Here is a 17,135-nt window from a genome sequence, read left to right as displayed (position 1 = left end):
GCACTGCTTCAAGATAATAACATCGGCTTTTCCTCCCTCGCTATGGCCGAGGAGGGTTATGGAGAGAATGGGATATGACAACAACCTCTGGGGATCCTCCGGCACTGCCCGCTTTGCTGGAGCTGTTGAACTCACAAGACTTGGGAAATCGGCTGCGCGCTGTCAACAAAGCCAGAGAACTGCCTGGGCCAGAAGCCCTGACATTGCTGCAGCGAGCGATTCACGACGAGAATGCCCGCGTCCGTTATGCTGCCATCAGCCAGATGGGCACCCTGTCTGGCGTCGATCCGAACCTACTGTTGCCCATTTTGCAGCGCTCTTTGCGAGAGGATCCGGAGTTCGATGTGCGGGCTGCTGCCGCCGCTGCCCTGGGGGATCTCAAGCAGCCACAGGCGCTGGACGATCTCCTGGAAGCTTATCGGCGGGAAACGGAGTGGCTGGTACGGTTTAGCATCATCGCTGCCCTGGGAGAGCTGGGGAACCCTGCCGCCTTCGACACTCTGGTGGAAGCTTTGCAGGACAAGAGCGAGCTGATCACCACAGCCGCTGCCGCTGCCTTGGGCGATCTGGGGGATCCGCGGGCCATCCCCTACCTGGATCCCCTCATTGATTCCGACGACTGGCAACTGCGCTACCGCGTCTGCATTGCCCTGGCCAAGTTGGGAACAGAAGCCGCTCGCGCCGGACTGACCCGGCTGGCCCAGGATTCCCAAGAACAGGTGGCCGTACATGCCCGGGCTGCCTTGGGATCCCTGTAGTTCCCTAGCTCATGGCATTGATGATGTAGTCAAAGTAAGGGGCGGCTTCAGCGGCTGCCGCCGGCTCCAACAAGCTGAGGGCAGCTTCCTTCAAAAAGACAATCGCATCGATCATGCCGGCGATGGGTACGTTGAGGGCATTGTACATTTCCCGCACCCCTATCAGGCCAATAGACTCAATCGGCTCTTTGCTGCCGGCAATAATGCCATAGGTCACCAGACGCAGATACCAGTCGTAATCTCGCAAACATTGGTTGTAGCGCTTGTCACCGTAGGCATTGCCACCGGGTTGCACGTACTCGGGCCGCTTGGCGAATAGCTGCTTCTGGGCCTGGTCAATGATGCGCTTTTTGTTTTCTGCTAACACCTGAGCGATTTGCAAGCGCCTCTCGCCGGTGGTCATGTAATTCCTGATGGCTTCCAGTTCGCTAACTGAGAGGTAACGCAGCTGGTCATCCGCGGTCTCGATGATCTGGTTGATCACGCTCACGGTAGGGATTCTCCTGTTTTCTAACTTGCTTTCAATTCGGTTCATCAATTCGCAACCCATCCCCCCAGCCCAAGGTCGGCCCAAGAGATGAGCAGGTAGCTCGGCAAGCCAGCGCTGCCGGCTGCTCCCAGTTTAGGATAGGGCAAACCTTCCCTCAAGCACTTTGGCATGACTCCATCTCGAGACTGGCCCTAGATCCGGCCTCGCAGCCATTGGGCCATCTCATTGCGGCGCGGGGCAGCTTCCAGACACACCTCTTCGGTAATCCGCCCCTCCTGGTAAAGCCTAAACAGGGATTGATTCATGGTACACATGCCCTCATAGGAGCCGTCGGCGATCAGCTCCTCAATTTCATCCACCGCCCCCCGCTTGATGTAGTCCCGAATGGCATCGGTGTTGCGCATGATCTCGTGGGCCGCAGCTCGCTTGCCATCGGTGGTGCGCACCAGGGTTTGAGCGATGATCGCCACCAGGGTTTCTGCCAGTTGCAGACGCATCGGCTCCTGTTCTTCCGGCTTGTAAATCCCCAGCAGACGCTCGATGGTGCGGACGGCGCTGTTGGTGTGCAGGGTTCCAAAGACCAAGTGGCCCGTCTGGCCGGCCTTCAGGGCAATATCCACTGTCTCTCGATCCCGCATCTCCCCAATCAGGATGATGTCCGGATCTTCCCGCAGAGAGGCTTTCAGGGCATTGGCAAATTCCAGGGTGTGGATCCCGACCTCCCGCTGCCGCACCATCGATTTCTTGCTCTGGTGGACAAATTCGATGGGATCCTCGATGGAAATGATGTGTTTGGGAAAGTTGGAATTGATGTAGTCCACCATCGCTGCCAAGGTTGTGGACTTACCGGAGCCGGTGGGGCCGGTCACCAAAACCAAGCCTTTGTGCTCTTCGGCAATGCGCTTTAGCACTTCCGGTGCCCGCAACTGCTCCAGCGTCAAAATTTTCAACGGGATCAGACGCATCACCATAGCCGGGCCAAGAAGGGAAACAAAGCAGTTGACCCGACACCGCACCAAACCCTCGTACTGGATGGCAGTATCCAGTTCCAAACATTCCTCAAACTGGCGAATTTGGCTCTCCGGCAGGCTTTCCCGCAGCCAGCCATAGAACATCTCGGTGGTGGTGACCGGGTAGTTGGTCAAAAGCATTTGCCCCCGATCCCGAAAGCGAGGCACTTCCCCCACCCCCAAATGAATATCGGAGTAGCCTTTGTCATAGGCTTCCTGCACCAGTTGGCGCAGAGTCAGGCCCGCAGGAGCAGCTGGAGCCACCGGGATCCGACCGGCAGCCGTTGGGCGAGCTGGTGGCGCAAAAGGCGGGGCAGCAGGAGTGGGGACAGGTGGCGACACTGGAGGCCGAGCAGCAGCAGCCGGAGCCGGAGTGGGCGGGGGCATTCGAGGGGGAGCGACAGGATCGGGCACAGGCACAGGCACCTGAGGGGGAGCGACAGCCACACCAGGCGGAAGGGGCCGACCCAGAATGGGGTTGGGGGGGTTTTTGGCATTGGCAGGCCGGGATCCCGTCCCTTGGGAGGCTGAACCGAGCACTGGATCCAGTTGCGTTGGAGGCTCCACCGGGGGCGTTTGAGCAGCCGGACGAGGCGGACGCTGCATGACCGGCGGAGCCGGGGGCTGCCAATTGGAGTCCAAATCGGTGGGAAACTGGTTTTCGGGGCTGACCTCGCTCATGACAAGCCTCGCTTCTGGCAGGGTTTGAGTCAATCTTAGGCTAGTATTCCCAGCCTGAGCAGAGGGTTAACTCAACCCAACCACCGGCAAAGCTCCGGGAAGCTCCCTAAAAATTGGACGGATGGCGAATGAGACTCAGAAACTCTTCGCGGGTACGGGGATCCTCCTGAAACACCCCCACCATCGAGCTGGTGACCGTCCAGGAGCCGGCCTTTTGTACCCCCCGCATCACCATGCACATGTGGGTAGCCTCGATAACCACCCCCACCCCGTAGGGATCCAGCACCTCCATCAAGGCCTCAGCAATTTGCCGTGTCAGGCGTTCCTGAACCTGCAGGCGGCGGGAGTACATCTCGACGATACGGGCAATTTTGCTTAGGCCCACCACCTTTTGCTTGGGGATGTAGGCCACATGGGCTTTGCCGATAAAGGGCAGCAGATGGTGCTCGCACAGGCTAAACAGAGACACATCCCGCAACAGCACCATCTCGTCATGGCCCTCATCAAAGATGGCACTGTTCAGTAGCTCCTCCAAAGACTGCCGATACCCACTGGTCAAAAACTTCAAAGCCGCAACCACTCGTTCCGGGGTTTTTCGCAGCCCCTCCCGTTGGGGATCCTCCCCGATCCCCCGCAGCAGCGTCTCCACCGCCGCCACCATAGCCGGATCTGAGACATCCGAGCTACCCAATTCTTCTTCCGCAAAAGTGGCTCGATCTCGAATCACCCGAGACTTGAAATGGGCTTTGTCATCCATTCGAGATTGCGAGCCAGATCCGGGTTTCGCAAGGGTCATAGCAGGATATTCCTTGGTTAACGAAAGGCTAAGAGAACTCGGTGCATGCAACTCAGCTCAGGTGGCATCCAGTCAAAGGCTGCGATAGCCAAAACCCTCCCAAGTCACGGGCAACCCCAAACCAGCCAGGTCTAAAAGGCTCCCACCGCAGGCATGAAGGTGAGATCTTCCACCACCGCACCTGTGGGCAACCGAACAATATAGGTAATCAAATCGGCTACCCATTCCGGCGAGAGCATTTTGGAACGGTCGAAGTTGACCCCTACCGTGCCCGTATCCCAGAGGGACGTGTCCACGGCACCAGGGCACAGGCTGGTGACCCGAATGCCATGCTGTCGTTCCTCTTCGGCCAAAGCTTGAGAAAAGCCCATTAGGCCGAACTTGCTGGCACAGTAAGCTCCCCAGTTGGGAAAAGCTCGCTTGCCCGCAATCGAGATGACGTTGACAATCGTGCCGCAGCGCTGCCGGCGCATTCCGGGAAGTACGGCTTGGGCACACAGAAAAGCTGCCGTCAAGTTCAAGTCGATCACTCGCTGCCAATCCGACAAAGGTAAGGTGGCCAAAGGGCCAACGTGGGCCATGCCCGCATTATTGACCAAGACATCGCAGACGCCAAATCGATCCAGGAGAGCCTGCAACTGCTGGGGCAGAGCTGCTAAGTCGGCCAAGTCCATGGGAAAAACCGCTGCCTTACCCCCCTGGTCTTGGATTTGGGCCTGCACCGCTAGCAGATCAGGTTGGGAACGGGCCACCAGAGCCACCGCTATCCCTTGTCGGGCTAGGGCTAGGGCTACCGCTCTGCCGATCCCTCGACTGGCCCCTGTAATCAGAGCACGTTCGGGAAACTTTGTCTCAAAACTCATTTAGAACAAGCCTCTGGAGTGCGCCACACAAGCAAGCGCCGCCCAGGCCTGAGAAACTTCGTTAACTAAGTTTAACACTGATTTTCCGCTGCTTCGCTTGGAATCAGGGCGAGGCGTAGAAACCTTATTCTGTCCTGCTCAAGATCTGGCTGCTGGCTGTTGGATCTCGATCCGGTTGGACGGGATCCGGGGACATGGTAGTGTGGTAAAAATAGTGAAAATCTTTTGCAACAACAACCGTCATGGCTGAGTTCTTGTTTTCTCCAAGTCCCACTGCCGTGCGCGAGGATCCCTCCTACATCCTTCAGCTCGAGGGCATCAGCAAGGGGTTTCCCGGCCAGCGGCAGTTGGTTTTGCGGGAAGTCGAGTTTCGCCTGCCCCAAGGAGACATCCTCGGCATTGTGGGCCCATCGGGCTGTGGGAAAACCACCTTATTGCGCACCATTGCCGGATTTGAGCAGCCGGATAGCGGGCGGATCCTCCTGGGGGGGCAGGTTGTGGCCGGGGAGGGGCAGTGGATCCCACCGGAGCGACGGGGAGTGGGGCTGGTGTTTCAGGATTTTGCCCTGTTTCCCCACTTGAACGTGTTGGCCAATGTGATGTTTGGCCTCCGACCCACTACCCCGTTTGCGTCGGCGGCAGGGGGTGGCAATCGCTCCTCCTCAACTGAGTTGCGAGCTGAGTTGCGAGGCGCTGCCCAACAGGCGCGGGAACGCGCTTACGAGGTGTTGCGGTTGGTGGGCCTGGAAGACTACACCCATCGTTATCCCCACGAGCTTTCGGGCGGGCAGCAGCAGCGGGTGGCTTTGGCGCGGGCTTTGGCCCCCAGGCCTAGCTTGATCCTGTTGGATGAGCCGCTGAGCAATTTGGATGTGCAGGTGCGCTACTACCTGCGGGAAGAAATCCGCAAAATCCTCAAGCAAACCCAGACCTCGGCCATTTTTGTCACCCACGACCAAGAGGAGGCTCTCTGCCTCTCCGACTGGGTGGCGGTGATGCGGGAAGGCCGTATTGAGCAATGGGGATCCCCGGAGGAGGTTTACCGGGAGCCGGCTACTCGCTTCGTGGCAGAGTTTATTACCCAGGCCAACTTTCTGCGCTGTGAGCGGCGGGAGTTTGGTTGGCAGGCTGAAGAGCTGCTGCACATCCCATTCCAGGCTTTGAGGGATCAGCCCGACCCCAGCTTGCGCTGCGCAGAGTTGATGGTTCGACAGGAGGAGTTGCATTTGCATCCTGATCCTCAGGGCGGCATTGTCATTCGGGATCGGCAGTTTTTGGGACGAGAGTACCGCTATTGCCTGATCACAGAGACCGGCAAAGAACTGCACGCTCTGGCGCGGGAAGCTCTGCCTGTGGGCACGCGGGTTCAGATCGCTGTCAGACAAGGTCGGCTGTTTCCCCTCTCTGAGGGGCCATCTGTGGCTGAAAAAGAGCCAAATCGGGCAAAAGGCAAAAGTGTTGCCTGACATCGAGGTTCTTTTGCACACCCTCGGCAACGCATCTTCCCCCCAGAACACGCAAGCCCTTGCCCCAGACAAGGCTTAGACCGGCAAGACGGTGGTTCATGCCGGCGGCTCCCTCTGGAGCGACAAACTGGGTAGGCTGTTGGTGGAGGATTCGATGCCAAGCTATGCAGGGATCCCGCATCGTGGCAGGCACATCGGAGAACCGGATCGCCATGGCGGAGTTCCGGGTGGGCGTGGATGCGGTCATTTTCTCCATCGACACTGAGCAGAATCGCCTCCTGGTGCTGCTGGTGCGGCGGCGGGAGGATCCCTTCCGCGGTTGCTGGGCCCTGCCAGGAACACTGGTGCGGCGCTCAGAATCCCTAGAAGCAGCGGCCTACCGCATCTTGGCGGAGAAAATTCGTGTTAAAAACCTCTATCTGGAGCAGCTCTACACCTTCGGGGGGCCGGAGCGGGATCCCCGCGAGGCCGAGGATGGCTATGGAGTGCGCTACCTGTCGGTCAGCTACTTTGCCCTGGTGCGGTTCCAGGATGCTGAATTGCTGGCAGACGGAGTGGAGGGCATTGCCTGGTATCCCGCCGACCAAATTCCCTCTTTAGCCTTTGACCACGAAGAGATTTGCCGCTATGCCCGCCGTCGCCTCTGCGCCAAGTTGGAGTACAGCCCGATTGCCTTTGACATTTTGCCCGCCACCTTCACGCTAGGGGAGGTCTATCAGCTCTACGGCACCGTTTTGGGCGAGGGGTTCTCCGACTACTCCAATTTTCGCGCCCGCCTACTGAAACTGGGTATCTTGCAAGATACCGGCCAGAAAAGTTCCCAAGGCACAGGCAGACCGGCAACCCTCTACCGTTTTGATGCGGCTGCTTTCGAGAAAATCCGTCATAAGCCAATGGTATTTGTCTAAGGGATCCCAGCTCACCAATGCTAATCCGGCCAGTCCAGCCAGATCGTTAACGTTCTCCCCACGGCTAAAGCCGGGGGATTTTTTCCATCGCTCCACGCTCCTCGCGCTTCGTTGCAATGGGCTACACGAGGGCCTATATCCTCGTGGGGGACGCCATCTCCTCAACTACTGAGATGCCAAAACACCCCAGATACTTCTACTTCACCTTTAACGCTGCAGCCTTCCATAAGCGGGTGGAGCGAGTCTCCCGTCCTGTCATGAGACGGTGACTTATCCCCAGGCATGAATGCCGGGGCCTGCGACGCCGAGTTTTCGGTCAGCAGCAGCCAGAGAGCTGTGCTAAGATTAGAGACCATGATAGGTATTGTTTCAGGAGTTCTCCAAGCATGTCTGCAGCAATAGATATCGCTGATGCTACCTTTGAGGCAGAGGTGCTGCGCAGCGATATTCCGGTTTTGGTCGATTTTTGGGCACCTTGGTGTGGCCCCTGCCGGATGGTGGCTCCTGTGGTTCAGGAGATAGCTGAGCAGTATGTTGGCAAAGTTAAGGTTGTAAAAATCAACACCGACGAGAACCCTCAAACTGCCAGCCAGTACGGTATTCGCAGCATTCCCACCCTGATGTTGTTCAAGGGCGGCCAGAAAGTGGATGTGGTGGTTGGCGCCGTACCCAAGGCAACTCTAACCACGATTTTGGAAAAGCACTTCGACACACCTGCCGAAGCCTGAGGACAGCCCTGAGGCCAGGAGCCTGGATGTTTCAGAATGTAACTTTTGGGTTCTGGATTAGAACCCAGCTGCCATTTTGTGCCGAGAACTGATTAAAGTAATCCCAGAGAACTTTAGGATCCCAGCTTGACCGATTCTGTTTCTTCCCTTCTGCGAGAGGTTTTTTCCAACGCTGAGACTCGCCTAAAGCAGTTGGAGCATCACCCCAACCGGACAGCCTGGCTGCGTATTTTGCAGTCGCTGCAGCGCATGGGATCCCTAGAGCTGAGCCGTTTGGATGCCAAGATCTTGGCGGCCACTCTTGAGGATCTGGAGCAGGGGTTTGCCGCCTTCCAAAACTACGCTCATCAACGCAAGATCACCGTTTTCGGGTCGGCACGGCTAGGGCCAGAAAGTCCCGAATATCGCCAGGCCCAGTTGTTCGCCCACTGCATCAGTCAACGGGGGTTCATGGTGATGACGGGGGGCGGCAGCGGCATCATGGAAGCCGGCAATCGAGGGGCAGGGCTGGAGAACTCTTTTGGGCTCAACATCCAGCTTCCCTTCGAGCAAATGGCCAATCCCGTCATTGCTGCCAGCGATCGGGTCATCAACTTCAAGTATTTCTTTTCCCGCAAGCTCTTTTTTGTTAAAGAAACTGACGCGCTGGTGCTTTTTCCCGGCGGTTTCGGCACTCAGGATGAAGCCTTTGAATGCCTAACCCTAATGCAAACCGGAAAAACCAAGCTCATGCCCTTGGTGCTGGTAGACAGAACAGGTGGCTGCTACTGGAAAGAATGGGACGAATACGTGCGGGAGCACCTGCTTGGTCGCGGCCTGATCAGCCCAGAGGATCTCTTTCTCTACACCCTAACCGACGATGTGGGAGATGCCTGTCAGCAGATTGTCGATTTTTATCGCGTCTTTCACAGCAATCGCTACGTGCGAGAGCTCCTGGTTTTGCGCTTGAACACCAAACTTTCACCGGAAGCCCTAGAGATTTTAAACGAAGAGTTTGCCGACATTCTCGATTCGGGCCGGATCGAGCAAACTGGGGCTTTGCCGGAGGAAGCCGAGGAAGATATTGCCCATCTGCCACGGCTGGTGATGCACTTCAACCAGCGCAACTTCGGACGGCTGTGGCAAATGGTGCGCCGGATCAACAAGCTTCACCTGGAACAGCCGGATCCTCTGCAAATGCGCCCTGAACAAAAGTAGATGTATCAGCGCTCTCAGAACCATCCAAGAACCAGCAGCCAATTGTTTTGGTGGTGCTCCCAATGGGCCGGTTGTTTGTCAAAATCTGCGGCATCACCCGTCAGGATCAGGCGGAGGCCATCGCCGCGCTGGGGGTGAGTGCCCTTGGGTTTATTGCGGTGCCCAATACACCCCGCTATTTGCCCCTCTCGGAAATGGCCCGTTGGGTGGGATCCCTGCCCGACCACGTGGAAAAAGTAGGGGTCTTTCTGGATCAGGATCCCCGCGCCATCGCCTCCTGGGTGGAAACGGTGGGCCTCACGGCTGTCCAGTTGCATGGCCAAGAATCCCCGCAGGATTGTCAGCAATTGGGGAAATGGCTTCCCGGGATCCGCCGCATCAAGGCCCTGCGCGTCCGCCAGCCGCAAGATCTGGAAGTAGCCCATCTCTACCGAGACTGTGTGGAGGTGCTGCTTTTGGATGCCTATCACCCCCAACAGGCGGGTGGAACGGGGCGAACTCTGAATTGGTCAGAACTTGCCCACCGCTCCCTGCCCTTGCCTTGGCTACTGGCTGGTGGGCTGAACCCGGACAATGTTCTGCAGGCGCTCAGCCACCTGCAGCCAAGCGGCATCGACCTCTCCAGTGGTGTGGAACGTCGGCCAGGCGATAAAGACATCGACAAAGTCCGGCACCTGCTGCAGCAGCTTGGCTCCCAAGGGTGGGAGATTGCTCCTACTCTGCCGCCGATAACGCCAAGCGCAACGGGATGATCATTTGGCTGGGTTCCTACTGCAGCGACTGAATATCCAACCCCGGCTCGAACATCAGCTCTTTCACTTCCCCAAATCGGCCCATCACTCCAAGCTCCCGGTCGTTGAAGGTCACCAGCACGCCGCCTGCATTGCCGGTACGCAACACGATTGACTGCTCCGCTTCCCAATTCAACTCGGCCCCTGGCTGTAAGGTGGCCTCAAAAACCGTTTGCCCATCGGCGATGACCCGCAACCAGGAAGGGCGCTCCACAACGCGAATATCCAGACGCACCGGCTTGCGCCCCGCCCCCCCTGAGTGAGCTTCCAAGACCTCGGGGAAGACGCCCTGAATGCGCGTCCATTGGTCGAGGGTGGGAAACAGTTGGCGGGCCGTGGGCTGAGCTGCCGACAGAGTGGGATCCGGGGAGTTGGCAGCAGGCGGTTGCTGGCCGGATCCCTCCCGACTGACCGTTGACAGGCTCACCAGCCAACGCCCAAAGGGATTGCCTGTGCCTTCCAAAAGAGCCGACAATCCCCCCACCGTCAGCACAATCAGCACCACATAAGCGGCCCAAAGGTGGAGAGGACGCAGGGCAAAGGCAGGTTGCTGGCCGACAACAGCAAGAGGAGCTGGCGCGCGGGGGGTTTTGGCCGATAAAAGCGGAGAGGCACGCCGAGAGAGGGTTTCGCCATCCAACCCCAAATAGTCGGCATAGCGCTTGAGAAACCCTTGCACATACACCGGTTCCGGTAACCGACTCAAGTCAGCTTCCTCCAGCGCCTGCAGATATTGGCAGCGAATGAAGGTATCGTTAGCTACTTCTGTCAACGTCAGTCCCCGTGCCTCCCGTGTTTGCCGCAACAGGGATCCCAGGGCTTCTAAAGAGTGTGCTGGCTCTTGCATCATTTGGCCACCTGCGGAAGAAAGGAGGCTATTGTGAGAGTTTGCACTCAGTTAGAGACTCTGACGAGCTAATCGCGTGAGCGGGCCGGAGGCCTTAGAGGGCGCTTCCCAAGCGAGGATGAGCTGCTATGCCCGGTGAGAGGGGCCAGCAAAGCTCGGATCTCATGCGGATCCAACTGGCGGAACTGGCCTGCTTTCAGGTTGCCCAAGCCCAGTGGGCCAATGGCTTCCCGATGTAAGCTGAGCACCGGATGCCCAAGACGCTCCGCCACCCGCCGAATTTGCCGGTTGCGTCCCTCAAACAACACCACCCTCAGCCAGGAGCAATTGGGATGCTCCCTTTGCCGGAAATCCGGGGCAGGACAAAACTCCACCTCCGCCGGCAGAGTGGTGTACCCCTCTAAGTCTACTCCGTCTCGCCAATGTTGCAGAGTGGCCTGACTCGGATGCCCTTGTACCTGTACCCGGTAGGTTTTGGGCAGATGATAGCGCGGATGGGTCAGCTTCAAGGTCAAGTCGCCATCATTGGTGAGCAGCAAAGCGCCACTGCTGTCCGCATCCAGCCGGCCCACCGGGTAGAGGCGGGTTTGCCGTTTCCAAGATGGGGGGAGCAGATCCAGCACCGTCTTGCGTCCCCAAGGATCTGCACAGGTTGACAAAACCCCCACTGGCTTGTGCAGGAGCAAAACATAGCGCGCCGGATCCTTGGCCAAAGGGATCACTTGCCCATTCACCTCGATGCAATCCCGCTCTGGGTCGGCTTTGGAGCCCAGCTCAGTGACCACCTTCCCATTGACCCGAACGCGCCCGGCCAGGATCCAGGCTTCCACCTGGCGACGCGAGGCCAATCCCTGCTGAGCCAAGAGCTTCTGTAGCCGTTGGGGTTCTGCCATGGGGATTTGAACAGCAAAAGCAGCAACCGAAGCTGGGGGTGCTAGGCGGCAGAGCCTGGGGCCTCCGGCCCGCTTACGTGAACGGGGTTGGAGAGCCGGTCGGACAAATCAGCAGAATTGGAGGGCAACAGCAGCATCTCCGACTGAGACTCTGAGTTTCCTCCTAGAGAATAGCTGAGGCCACAGTCGAACTCTTCTGCCAGCCGACAGACTTCCTTGAGATCTCCCACCGACCAAATGCTCCAACTGCTGCGAATTTGGTTATCCACCCACACTTCCACGCGGTTGCCTTCGATGTGAAGGATGCGCTTGGGCTGGGCTTCTGAAGGGCAGCCTGCAGGCTCGGCCAAGACCTCCGGCCCGCTTACGCGAAGGGAAGATTTTTGCCTCAAGGCCCCCAGAGCTGCCATGAGCTGCGGCAGAGCCAGCAAAAGGTGCTGAGTGGCCTGTTGGGGTTGCCCTTTCAAGCAGGAAACCAGAGCTTCGGCAACACTCTGGTTGAGGGCCTGCAGAGCTTGGAGTGGAGTAGCACCCCCTAAAGAGGGATCCGGTTGCAGTGGGCTTTGAACATCCATGAAAAGGCAGGAAAGGCATGGACAGCAACCTTACAGCCCTTTCGCAGGTTGACCACAACAACGCTGCTGCCCTTTGGAGCAGAGCGCTCTGGTTTGCGCAAGTGTGCCGCAGACATGGAGTCCTGTACGGATAGACGATCGGGGGAAGGGCTGTATAGCTCCCTTAAGCCTAACAAATCCAAAAACTTCAGGGCCCGCTTACGCGACACGAACGGTAAAAAATCTTTCTTTCATGTTGTCCGCATTGCTGCAAAGCAAAGGCCTCTCTATCTGGTCTGCTTAGCCATCGGTGCAATTATTCACCGCCCGATGGGTTTTCTTCGCCCTCGGCGGTGTTCTCTAGCGGTTCCTCAACCCCAGGCTGGGCCTTGGCCTCAAAGGTCGGTCTCAGTTGGTTGAGCAGGGCCAAAACGCGGGATCCCCGCTCCAAAGAGCGATCCTGCAAAAACACCACCGTTGGCACCCGTCGCAGGCTGAGGCGCTGGCCGATTTCCCGCCGCACAAAGGGTGTGGCCGCTGCTAGCCCTTCCATAGCTCGGTGTTGAGCTGTCTCATCCCCATAAATGCTGACGAAGATGCGGGCGTTTTGCAGGTCATTGGAAACCTCGACATCCACAATGCTGACCATCCCTGCCCCAACCCGGTCATCTTTGATCTCCGAGAGCAGGATTTGGCTGACCTCTCGTTTGATCAGCTCTGCTACCCGTGCCACCCGTCGCGCTGTCGCCATTTTTGGATACCTAGGCTAACATCATCCGCAAGCCTGCTCTGGCTGGTGTGGAGCTCAGCCCTTGCCGGCTCGATCCCAAGAACAGTAGCCAATGCTACGAGCATCTCTTCCTTCCACCTTTATCCTGAGTCCATGTCCATCTTGCCTTGAGTATGAATACCTAAAGCCATCGATGGATGGATGGAGACGTGATGATCAAGACGCCAGAGGCGCTGCGGCGCTCCATTGAGCAGTTTATGCTGAATGTGACGGAGCCGCTTGACCCGTTGCTTTCCCTGAAGCTGACTCAGCTGGTGGTGATGTTGGGGGATACAGCTTACGCGATGGGATACAGCGATGGCCAGCAAAAGCCAGAGGAGCGCTGCCGCTATTGTCCCAGTCGGGTGTTCGACAGTCTAGAGCTTTGATAGGGTTCTTCAAGGTTCTTTAGAATGTAGCTTCTGGCCGCCCCGGCTCCCAGCCTTGGGGGGAGTGAGTTGAAAGGGGCGGTGGCAACCGGCCAAGATGGGATCCCATTGCTTGGCAGCCTATGACTTCCCCCGTTTTGCTTTGGCATCGTCGCGATCTGCGGCTAGGGGACAACACAGCTCTTCATGAGGCAGCCCAGCGCAGCTCTCAGGTGGTGCCTGTCTTCATTTTCGACCCGCAGATGCTGAGACGGTCGGACATGGCCCCAGCTAGGGTGGCCTTTTTGCTTCAGGCTCTGCAAGAGCTCCAAGAGCGCTACGCCCAGATGGGGATCCCACTGATCTGGCGGCTGGGGGATCCCTCGGTGGAGTTGCGGTGCTTGGCCACAGACCTGGGAGCCAGGGCCGTGTTTTGGAATGCCGATGGGGAGCCGTTCGCCCTACAGCAAGAGAGTCGAGTGCAGGCCAGTTTGGCCGCAGCCGGGATCCAGTCCTTCTCCTACCAAGATATGCTGCTGCACGGGCCGGGGGAAGTGTTGACCCAGGCGGGGGAGCCCTATTCGGTCTTCACTCCCTTCTGGCGCAGGTGGGCGAGCTTGCCCAAGCGGGATCCCTACCCAACCCCCGAGGGTCTGCAGCCGGTGTCGGGACTAAAAGCGCAGCCTCTACCGACTTTGGCAGATTTGGGCTTTGTCTGCGACCAGCGGATCCCAGCAGCGGGGGAAGCAGCGGCTCAAGCCCTTTTGGAAGACTTTTGTCAGGGTTTGCGCATTTTGGACTACGAGCGAGCCCGCAACTTCCCGGCTGAGCCGGGCACTTCTCTACTGAGCCCCCACTTGTGCTGGGGAACGATCGGCATTCGCCAGGTGTGGCAAGCCACGCGGGAGGTGGAAGCCGAGGTGCGCAGCCAAGAGGCCGAAAGCAGCTTGCAAACTTGGCGGCAGGAGCTGTGCTGGCGAGAGTTTTACAAGCATGTCTTGGCCCACTGGCCCCACGTGGAAACCGGAGCCTATCGACGAGCCTTTGATGCACTGGAGTGGGACAATCGGCAGGACTGGTTTCAGGCTTGGTGTGCGGGGCAGACGGGATACCCCATTGTGGATGCGGCCATGCGCCAACTGAACGAAACCGGCTGGATGCACAACCGCTGCCGCATGATTGTAGCCAGCTTTTTAACCAAGGATCTGCTCATCGATTGGCGCTGGGGAGAACGCTACTTTATGCAAAAGCTGGTGGATGGGGATCTGGCGGCCAATAACGGCGGTTGGCAGTGGAGCGCCGGTGTGGGAACGGATCCCAAGCCCCTGCGCATTTTCAACCCGGCCAACCAAGCGGCCCGCTATGACCCGGAAGGAGAGTACATCCGCCGCTATCTGCCGGAGCTGGCAGGGCTGGATACGCCTGCTCTGCTGTGGGTGGGGGATGACCCCAAGGGATCCTGGGCTTTGCGGGAACGGCGAAGCTGTGGCTATCCGGATCCCATCGTGGATCACAAGGTGCAGCAGCAGGAGTTCAAACGGCGCTACCAGGCGGTGCAGCAGGCCTACTCTAGGTCTGTTCGAGACGGTCTCCCCCCTCCTTCCTAGTCCTCTGTGCCGCTGCCCCCTCTCTCGACGACGGCAGACAAAAGGCAAGACAGGTGCCATTTGAAATGACCACAAAGCAGGTCTGTGTAGTTGTAGTCAATTCAGTTGACAATGAGACGGTGTTAAAGGCAAGATGACGTGGGGGTAGACCTCAGGAGGAAGCTTCATGACCTATAGCTTAGACCTGAGAGAGAGAGTCGTAGGGTATGTCCAGGAAGGGGGCAGCCCCACTGCAGCTGCACAGATGTACAAAGTCAGTCGTGCAACGGTTTATCGCTGGCTGAACCGAGAAGACCTGAGGCCGACAAAAGTCAAGACTCGGAAGCGAAAGATAGACTTGGTCGCTCTGCAGCAAGACGTAGAACAGTACCCAGAAGCTCGACTGAAGGATAGAGCCCAGAGGTTTGGCGTCCATCCCAGCGCTATTTACTATGCTCTTAGGAAGATGAAAACAACGCGAAAAAAAAGAGTTAAGGCACCGAGAGCGGGATTGGCAAGAGAGAATCCAAGAGAGAATCAACGACTCTAGGGTCTTGAGGGAGTTGGTTCAGAAGTATGGAAGTGAGAGTTTAGCTTACAATGGGCTCTGCACCGCTGACGCGAATGATGAGAGAATGACGAGACAGGGTTTGGGGAGATACGCACCTGTTTTATGCTTGGCCAAAGAGAGGGGAGAAAGTTTATGGGAAGAGAGAGAGCCGAGTAGCCGGTAGGAAGAAGGAGAGAGGGGGTTTGATAGCCCCGACGCTTTTTCAAGTAGCTCGAATGCGGAAGAATTTGAGGGACACTAAATGCCGAGTTTGGAGAGGACATCTGTATTGACTCTGGGCAATGGGCCGATTCAAAGGCCTAGGGCCTGCTCGGCGAACGGAAGGGAAGGATAAAGGATTTGATGAAAGCGGCAGGGCAGGAGGTGGTTTTTTGCTGAGGCCCTCGCCAGACTTGAATGAGATTGAGGGTGACTTTAGTGCTCTCAAGAGGGCAAGGATGCATGCTGATAGAGGAACTTCTGTGGATGAAGTGATAAGGCCTGCGGTCCGCTGTTGCAGACGGAACTGTTGTACTGGCTAGCGTCTCATTGTTATTTGGATTGACTATGGCGGCTATTCCAGCAGCAGCGAGAGGAGGGCTAGGGATCTTCAGGGCAGTTGCAGCACCTGAACGGGCGAACCAGCAGGGATCTGGGTTGTTCCTACTGGCAGCACAGCCAAGGCATTACAGCCGGCCAGACTGATGAGATTGCCGGAATTGAGGTTGGCGGCGGGCTGAAATTGGATCCCCTCAGGCCTGACCTGCAGCCGTCCCCAGAGATAGTGTTCCCGCTGACCGTCGGCATGCAGATCCACCGGGCTGAAGGCGGAGAGGATCTGCCAGTAGGGGGGCAGGGATCCGCCCATTTTTCGCAGGGCCGGGTGCAAAAAGCGCCAGAAGGTCACCAGGGCAGAGGCAGGGTTGCCCGGCAGGCCAAAGTAGAGCTTGGGGGGGCCGTGGGGATTGGGAAAACGAGCCACCGTCAGGGGTTTGCCCGGCTTGATGGCCACGCTGCGGATGAAAATCTCGCCTCCCAACTCCTCCAGCACCTTTTCCACCAGGTCAAAATCCCCCACCGATACCCCTCCGGAAGAGATCACCCCATCGGCGGAGGCCAGGGCCTGCTGGACGACCTGCCGCAACACCTGGAGCCGATCCGGCACGATGCCCAACTGGATCGGGATCCCACCCGCTGCCTTGACCAGAGCCGCCAGGCCGTACTGGTTGGAATCCACGACCTGCCCCGGCCCCGGCACCTGCTGGATGGGCACTAGCTCATCCCCTGTCGAGAACAGGGCTACCCGGGGCTGACGAAACACCGGCACCATCGCCTGTCGGATGGCGGCCAAAACGGCTAGCTCCGCTCCGCCCAAAGCCTGCCCTGCCGGCAGGAGGGGATCCCCCTGGCGGGCAAAGTCTCCCTGAGGCCGGACAAATTGGCCCCGCTGCGGACGCTGCAAGAGGCGAACGGTTCCTGGCGAAGGTTGCTGCGTGTATTCCTGCATCACCACGGTGTCCGCACCGCTGGGCAAGAGGGAGCCGGTGTAGAGACGCACCGCTTGTCCAGGCTGGAGCTCTCGGGTGGGTGCCTTTCCGGCGGGGAGAGTCTCAATCACCTGCAGCTCACAAGGGATCCCCGCTTGCACATCTTCATGGCGCACGGCATAGCCATCCATACTGGAGGTGGGATGGGCCGGAAAATCCTGGGGGCTATACACAGTTTGGCTGAGAACGCGGCCTTGGGCGGATCCCAGCTCCACCCACTCTGGGCCCAGCGGCTGAACCGCCTGCAAAATCAGGGCTTCTGCTTCCGCCACCGGCAGCATCACGGCTTTTAAACTCCCTTCTCCAACACCTTTCTTCAGCATCCAGAAGTCG

At 58.2% G+C, this 17,135-nt stretch carries 16 protein-coding genes and 3 pseudogenes; 9 read left to right on the top strand and 10 right to left on the bottom strand.

The genetic code is table 11. The features are described from left to right. Positions 1–74 precede the first annotated feature (74 nt). Positions 75–758 (top strand): HEAT repeat domain-containing protein, encoded by a 684-nt coding sequence (locus ACVWY9_RS08690; protein ID WP_414341875.1) that lies wholly within the window; start codon positions 75–77, stop codon positions 756–758. A gap of 4 nt (positions 759–762) precedes the next feature. Here ACVWY9_RS08690 and apcD read toward each other — a convergent pair whose 3' ends face one another. The 4 genes and pseudogenes from apcD to ACVWY9_RS08670 form a co-directional block, all read right to left on the bottom strand. After that, on the bottom strand, positions 763–1,248 hold the full coding sequence (apcD, locus tag ACVWY9_RS08685) for an allophycocyanin subunit alpha-B (protein WP_011431857.1): 486 nt from the start codon (positions 1,246–1,248) through the stop codon (positions 763–765). A 191-nt stretch (positions 1,249–1,439) separates the two neighbouring features. Next, the gene (locus tag ACVWY9_RS08680; RefSeq protein ID WP_457388108.1) at positions 1,440–2,864 is read right to left on the bottom strand and encodes a type IV pilus twitching motility protein PilT; all 1,425 of its coding nucleotides are present in this window, start codon (positions 2,862–2,864) and stop codon (positions 1,440–1,442) included. Positions 2,865–3,045: 181 nt separating this feature from the next. After that, a pseudogene (folE, locus tag ACVWY9_RS08675) lies at positions 3,046–3,615 on the bottom strand (GTP cyclohydrolase I FolE); the annotation flags it as partial. A gap of 251 nt (positions 3,616–3,866) precedes the next feature. Beyond that, positions 3,867–4,598: an SDR family oxidoreductase gene (locus tag ACVWY9_RS08670; protein WP_414341872.1), complete on the bottom strand. Its 732-nt coding sequence runs from the start codon at positions 4,596–4,598 to the stop codon at positions 3,867–3,869. Positions 4,599–4,840: 242 nt separating this feature from the next. On the opposite strand from ACVWY9_RS08670, the gene ACVWY9_RS08665 reads away from it, so the two are divergent. From ACVWY9_RS08665 to ACVWY9_RS08645, 5 genes are all read left to right on the top strand, one after another. Next, entirely contained in the window at positions 4,841–6,064 is a 1,224-nt protein-coding gene (locus tag ACVWY9_RS08665; protein ID WP_457388086.1) for an ABC transporter ATP-binding protein, read from the top strand. Positions 6,065–6,228: 164 nt separating this feature from the next. Further along, a complete protein-coding gene (locus ACVWY9_RS08660; RefSeq protein WP_414351792.1) occupies positions 6,229–6,972 on the top strand; it encodes an NUDIX hydrolase in 744 nt (247 codons plus the stop codon). A 386-nt stretch (positions 6,973–7,358) separates the two neighbouring features. After that, the gene (trxA, locus tag ACVWY9_RS08655) at positions 7,359–7,700 is read left to right on the top strand and encodes a thioredoxin (RefSeq protein WP_011431863.1); all 342 of its coding nucleotides are present in this window, start codon (positions 7,359–7,361) and stop codon (positions 7,698–7,700) included. A 126-nt stretch (positions 7,701–7,826) separates the two neighbouring features. After that, complete coding sequence (locus ACVWY9_RS08650; RefSeq protein ID WP_457388085.1) at positions 7,827–8,897, top strand: LOG family protein; 1,071 nt, start codon at positions 7,827–7,829, stop codon at positions 8,895–8,897. 62 nt (positions 8,898–8,959) lie between these two features. Continuing rightward, on the top strand, positions 8,960–9,649 hold the full coding sequence (locus ACVWY9_RS08645) for a phosphoribosylanthranilate isomerase (protein WP_457388084.1): 690 nt from the start codon (positions 8,960–8,962) through the stop codon (positions 9,647–9,649). A gap of 16 nt (positions 9,650–9,665) precedes the next feature. Here ACVWY9_RS08645 and ACVWY9_RS08640 read toward each other — a convergent pair whose 3' ends face one another. From ACVWY9_RS08640 to rbfA, 5 genes and pseudogenes are all read right to left on the bottom strand, one after another. Continuing rightward, a complete protein-coding gene (locus ACVWY9_RS08640) occupies positions 9,666–10,328 on the bottom strand; it encodes a DUF4115 domain-containing protein (RefSeq protein ID WP_414328967.1) in 663 nt (220 codons plus the stop codon). Then, positions 10,326–10,535: pseudogene (locus ACVWY9_RS08635) on the bottom strand (helix-turn-helix domain-containing protein); the annotation flags it as partial. The pseudogene ACVWY9_RS08635 and the gene ACVWY9_RS08640, both read right to left, overlap by 3 nt. A 68-nt stretch (positions 10,536–10,603) precedes the next feature. Further along, a complete protein-coding gene (locus tag ACVWY9_RS08630; RefSeq protein WP_457388083.1) occupies positions 10,604–11,428 on the bottom strand; it encodes a pseudouridine synthase in 825 nt (274 codons plus the stop codon). A gap of 41 nt (positions 11,429–11,469) precedes the next feature. Next, complete coding sequence (locus ACVWY9_RS08625; protein WP_457388082.1) at positions 11,470–12,003, bottom strand: hypothetical protein; 534 nt, start codon at positions 12,001–12,003, stop codon at positions 11,470–11,472. Positions 12,004–12,298: 295 nt separating this feature from the next. Then, positions 12,299–12,733, bottom strand: a complete 435-nt coding sequence (rbfA, locus tag ACVWY9_RS08620) for a 30S ribosome-binding factor RbfA (RefSeq protein ID WP_457388081.1) — start codon at positions 12,731–12,733, stop codon at positions 12,299–12,301. A 191-nt stretch (positions 12,734–12,924) separates the two neighbouring features. Between rbfA and ACVWY9_RS08615 the strand changes: the two genes are divergently transcribed. The 3 genes and pseudogenes from ACVWY9_RS08615 to ACVWY9_RS08605 all read left to right on the top strand — a co-directional run bounded on the left by ACVWY9_RS08615 (position 12,925) and on the right by ACVWY9_RS08605 (position 15,797). Next, positions 12,925–13,140: a hypothetical protein gene (locus ACVWY9_RS08615; protein ID WP_238376842.1), complete on the top strand. Its 216-nt coding sequence runs from the start codon at positions 12,925–12,927 to the stop codon at positions 13,138–13,140. A 122-nt stretch (positions 13,141–13,262) separates the two neighbouring features. After that, positions 13,263–14,726, top strand: a complete 1,464-nt coding sequence (locus ACVWY9_RS08610) for a cryptochrome/photolyase family protein (protein ID WP_457388080.1) — start codon at positions 13,263–13,265, stop codon at positions 14,724–14,726. Between the two features lie 166 nt (positions 14,727–14,892). Beyond that, positions 14,893–15,797, top strand: a pseudogene (locus ACVWY9_RS08605) (IS630 transposase-related protein). 68 nt (positions 15,798–15,865) lie between these two features. Here ACVWY9_RS08605 and ACVWY9_RS08600 read toward each other — a convergent pair. Beyond that, positions 15,866–17,125, bottom strand: coding sequence for a molybdopterin molybdotransferase MoeA (locus ACVWY9_RS08600; RefSeq protein WP_457388079.1), 1,260 nt, complete (start codon positions 17,123–17,125; stop codon positions 15,866–15,868). Positions 17,126–17,135: the final 10 nt, after the last annotated feature.

The organism is Thermostichus sp. OS-CIW-31 (assembly GCF_054060305.1).
Note: the sequence above shows the minus strand (reverse complement) of the source record. Positions and strands in the feature narration are given on the sequence as shown.

Bases quoted from the DNA above. Each gene is read 5' to 3' on its own strand.
- ACVWY9_RS08690 (WP_414341875.1), top strand. From the start codon at position 75: ATGACAACAACCTCTGGGGATCCTCCGGCACTGCCCGCTTTGCTGGAG.
- ACVWY9_RS08680 (WP_457388108.1), bottom strand. From the start codon at position 2,864: ATGCAGCGTCCGCCTCGTCCGGCTGCTCAAACGCCCCCGGTGGAGCCT.
- ACVWY9_RS08670 (WP_414341872.1), bottom strand. From the start codon at position 4,598: ATGAGTTTTGAGACAAAGTTTCCCGAACGTGCTCTGATTACAGGGGCC.
- ACVWY9_RS08665 (WP_457388086.1), top strand. From the start codon at position 4,841: ATGGCTGAGTTCTTGTTTTCTCCAAGTCCCACTGCCGTGCGCGAGGAT.
- ACVWY9_RS08660 (WP_414351792.1), top strand. From the start codon at position 6,229: ATGCAGGGATCCCGCATCGTGGCAGGCACATCGGAGAACCGGATCGCC.
- trxA (WP_011431863.1), top strand. From the start codon at position 7,359: ATGTCTGCAGCAATAGATATCGCTGATGCTACCTTTGAGGCAGAGGTG.
- ACVWY9_RS08645 (WP_457388084.1), top strand. From the start codon at position 8,960: ATGGGCCGGTTGTTTGTCAAAATCTGCGGCATCACCCGTCAGGATCAG.
- ACVWY9_RS08630 (WP_457388083.1), bottom strand. From the start codon at position 11,428: ATGGCAGAACCCCAACGGCTACAGAAGCTCTTGGCTCAGCAGGGATTG.
- ACVWY9_RS08625 (WP_457388082.1), bottom strand. From the start codon at position 12,003: ATGGATGTTCAAAGCCCACTGCAACCGGATCCCTCTTTAGGGGGTGCT.
- rbfA (WP_457388081.1), bottom strand. From the start codon at position 12,733: ATGGCGACAGCGCGACGGGTGGCACGGGTAGCAGAGCTGATCAAACGA.
- ACVWY9_RS08615 (WP_238376842.1), top strand. From the start codon at position 12,925: ATGATCAAGACGCCAGAGGCGCTGCGGCGCTCCATTGAGCAGTTTATG.
- ACVWY9_RS08610 (WP_457388080.1), top strand. From the start codon at position 13,263: ATGACTTCCCCCGTTTTGCTTTGGCATCGTCGCGATCTGCGGCTAGGG.
- ACVWY9_RS08600 (WP_457388079.1), bottom strand. From the start codon at position 17,125: ATGCTGAAGAAAGGTGTTGGAGAAGGGAGTTTAAAAGCCGTGATGCTG.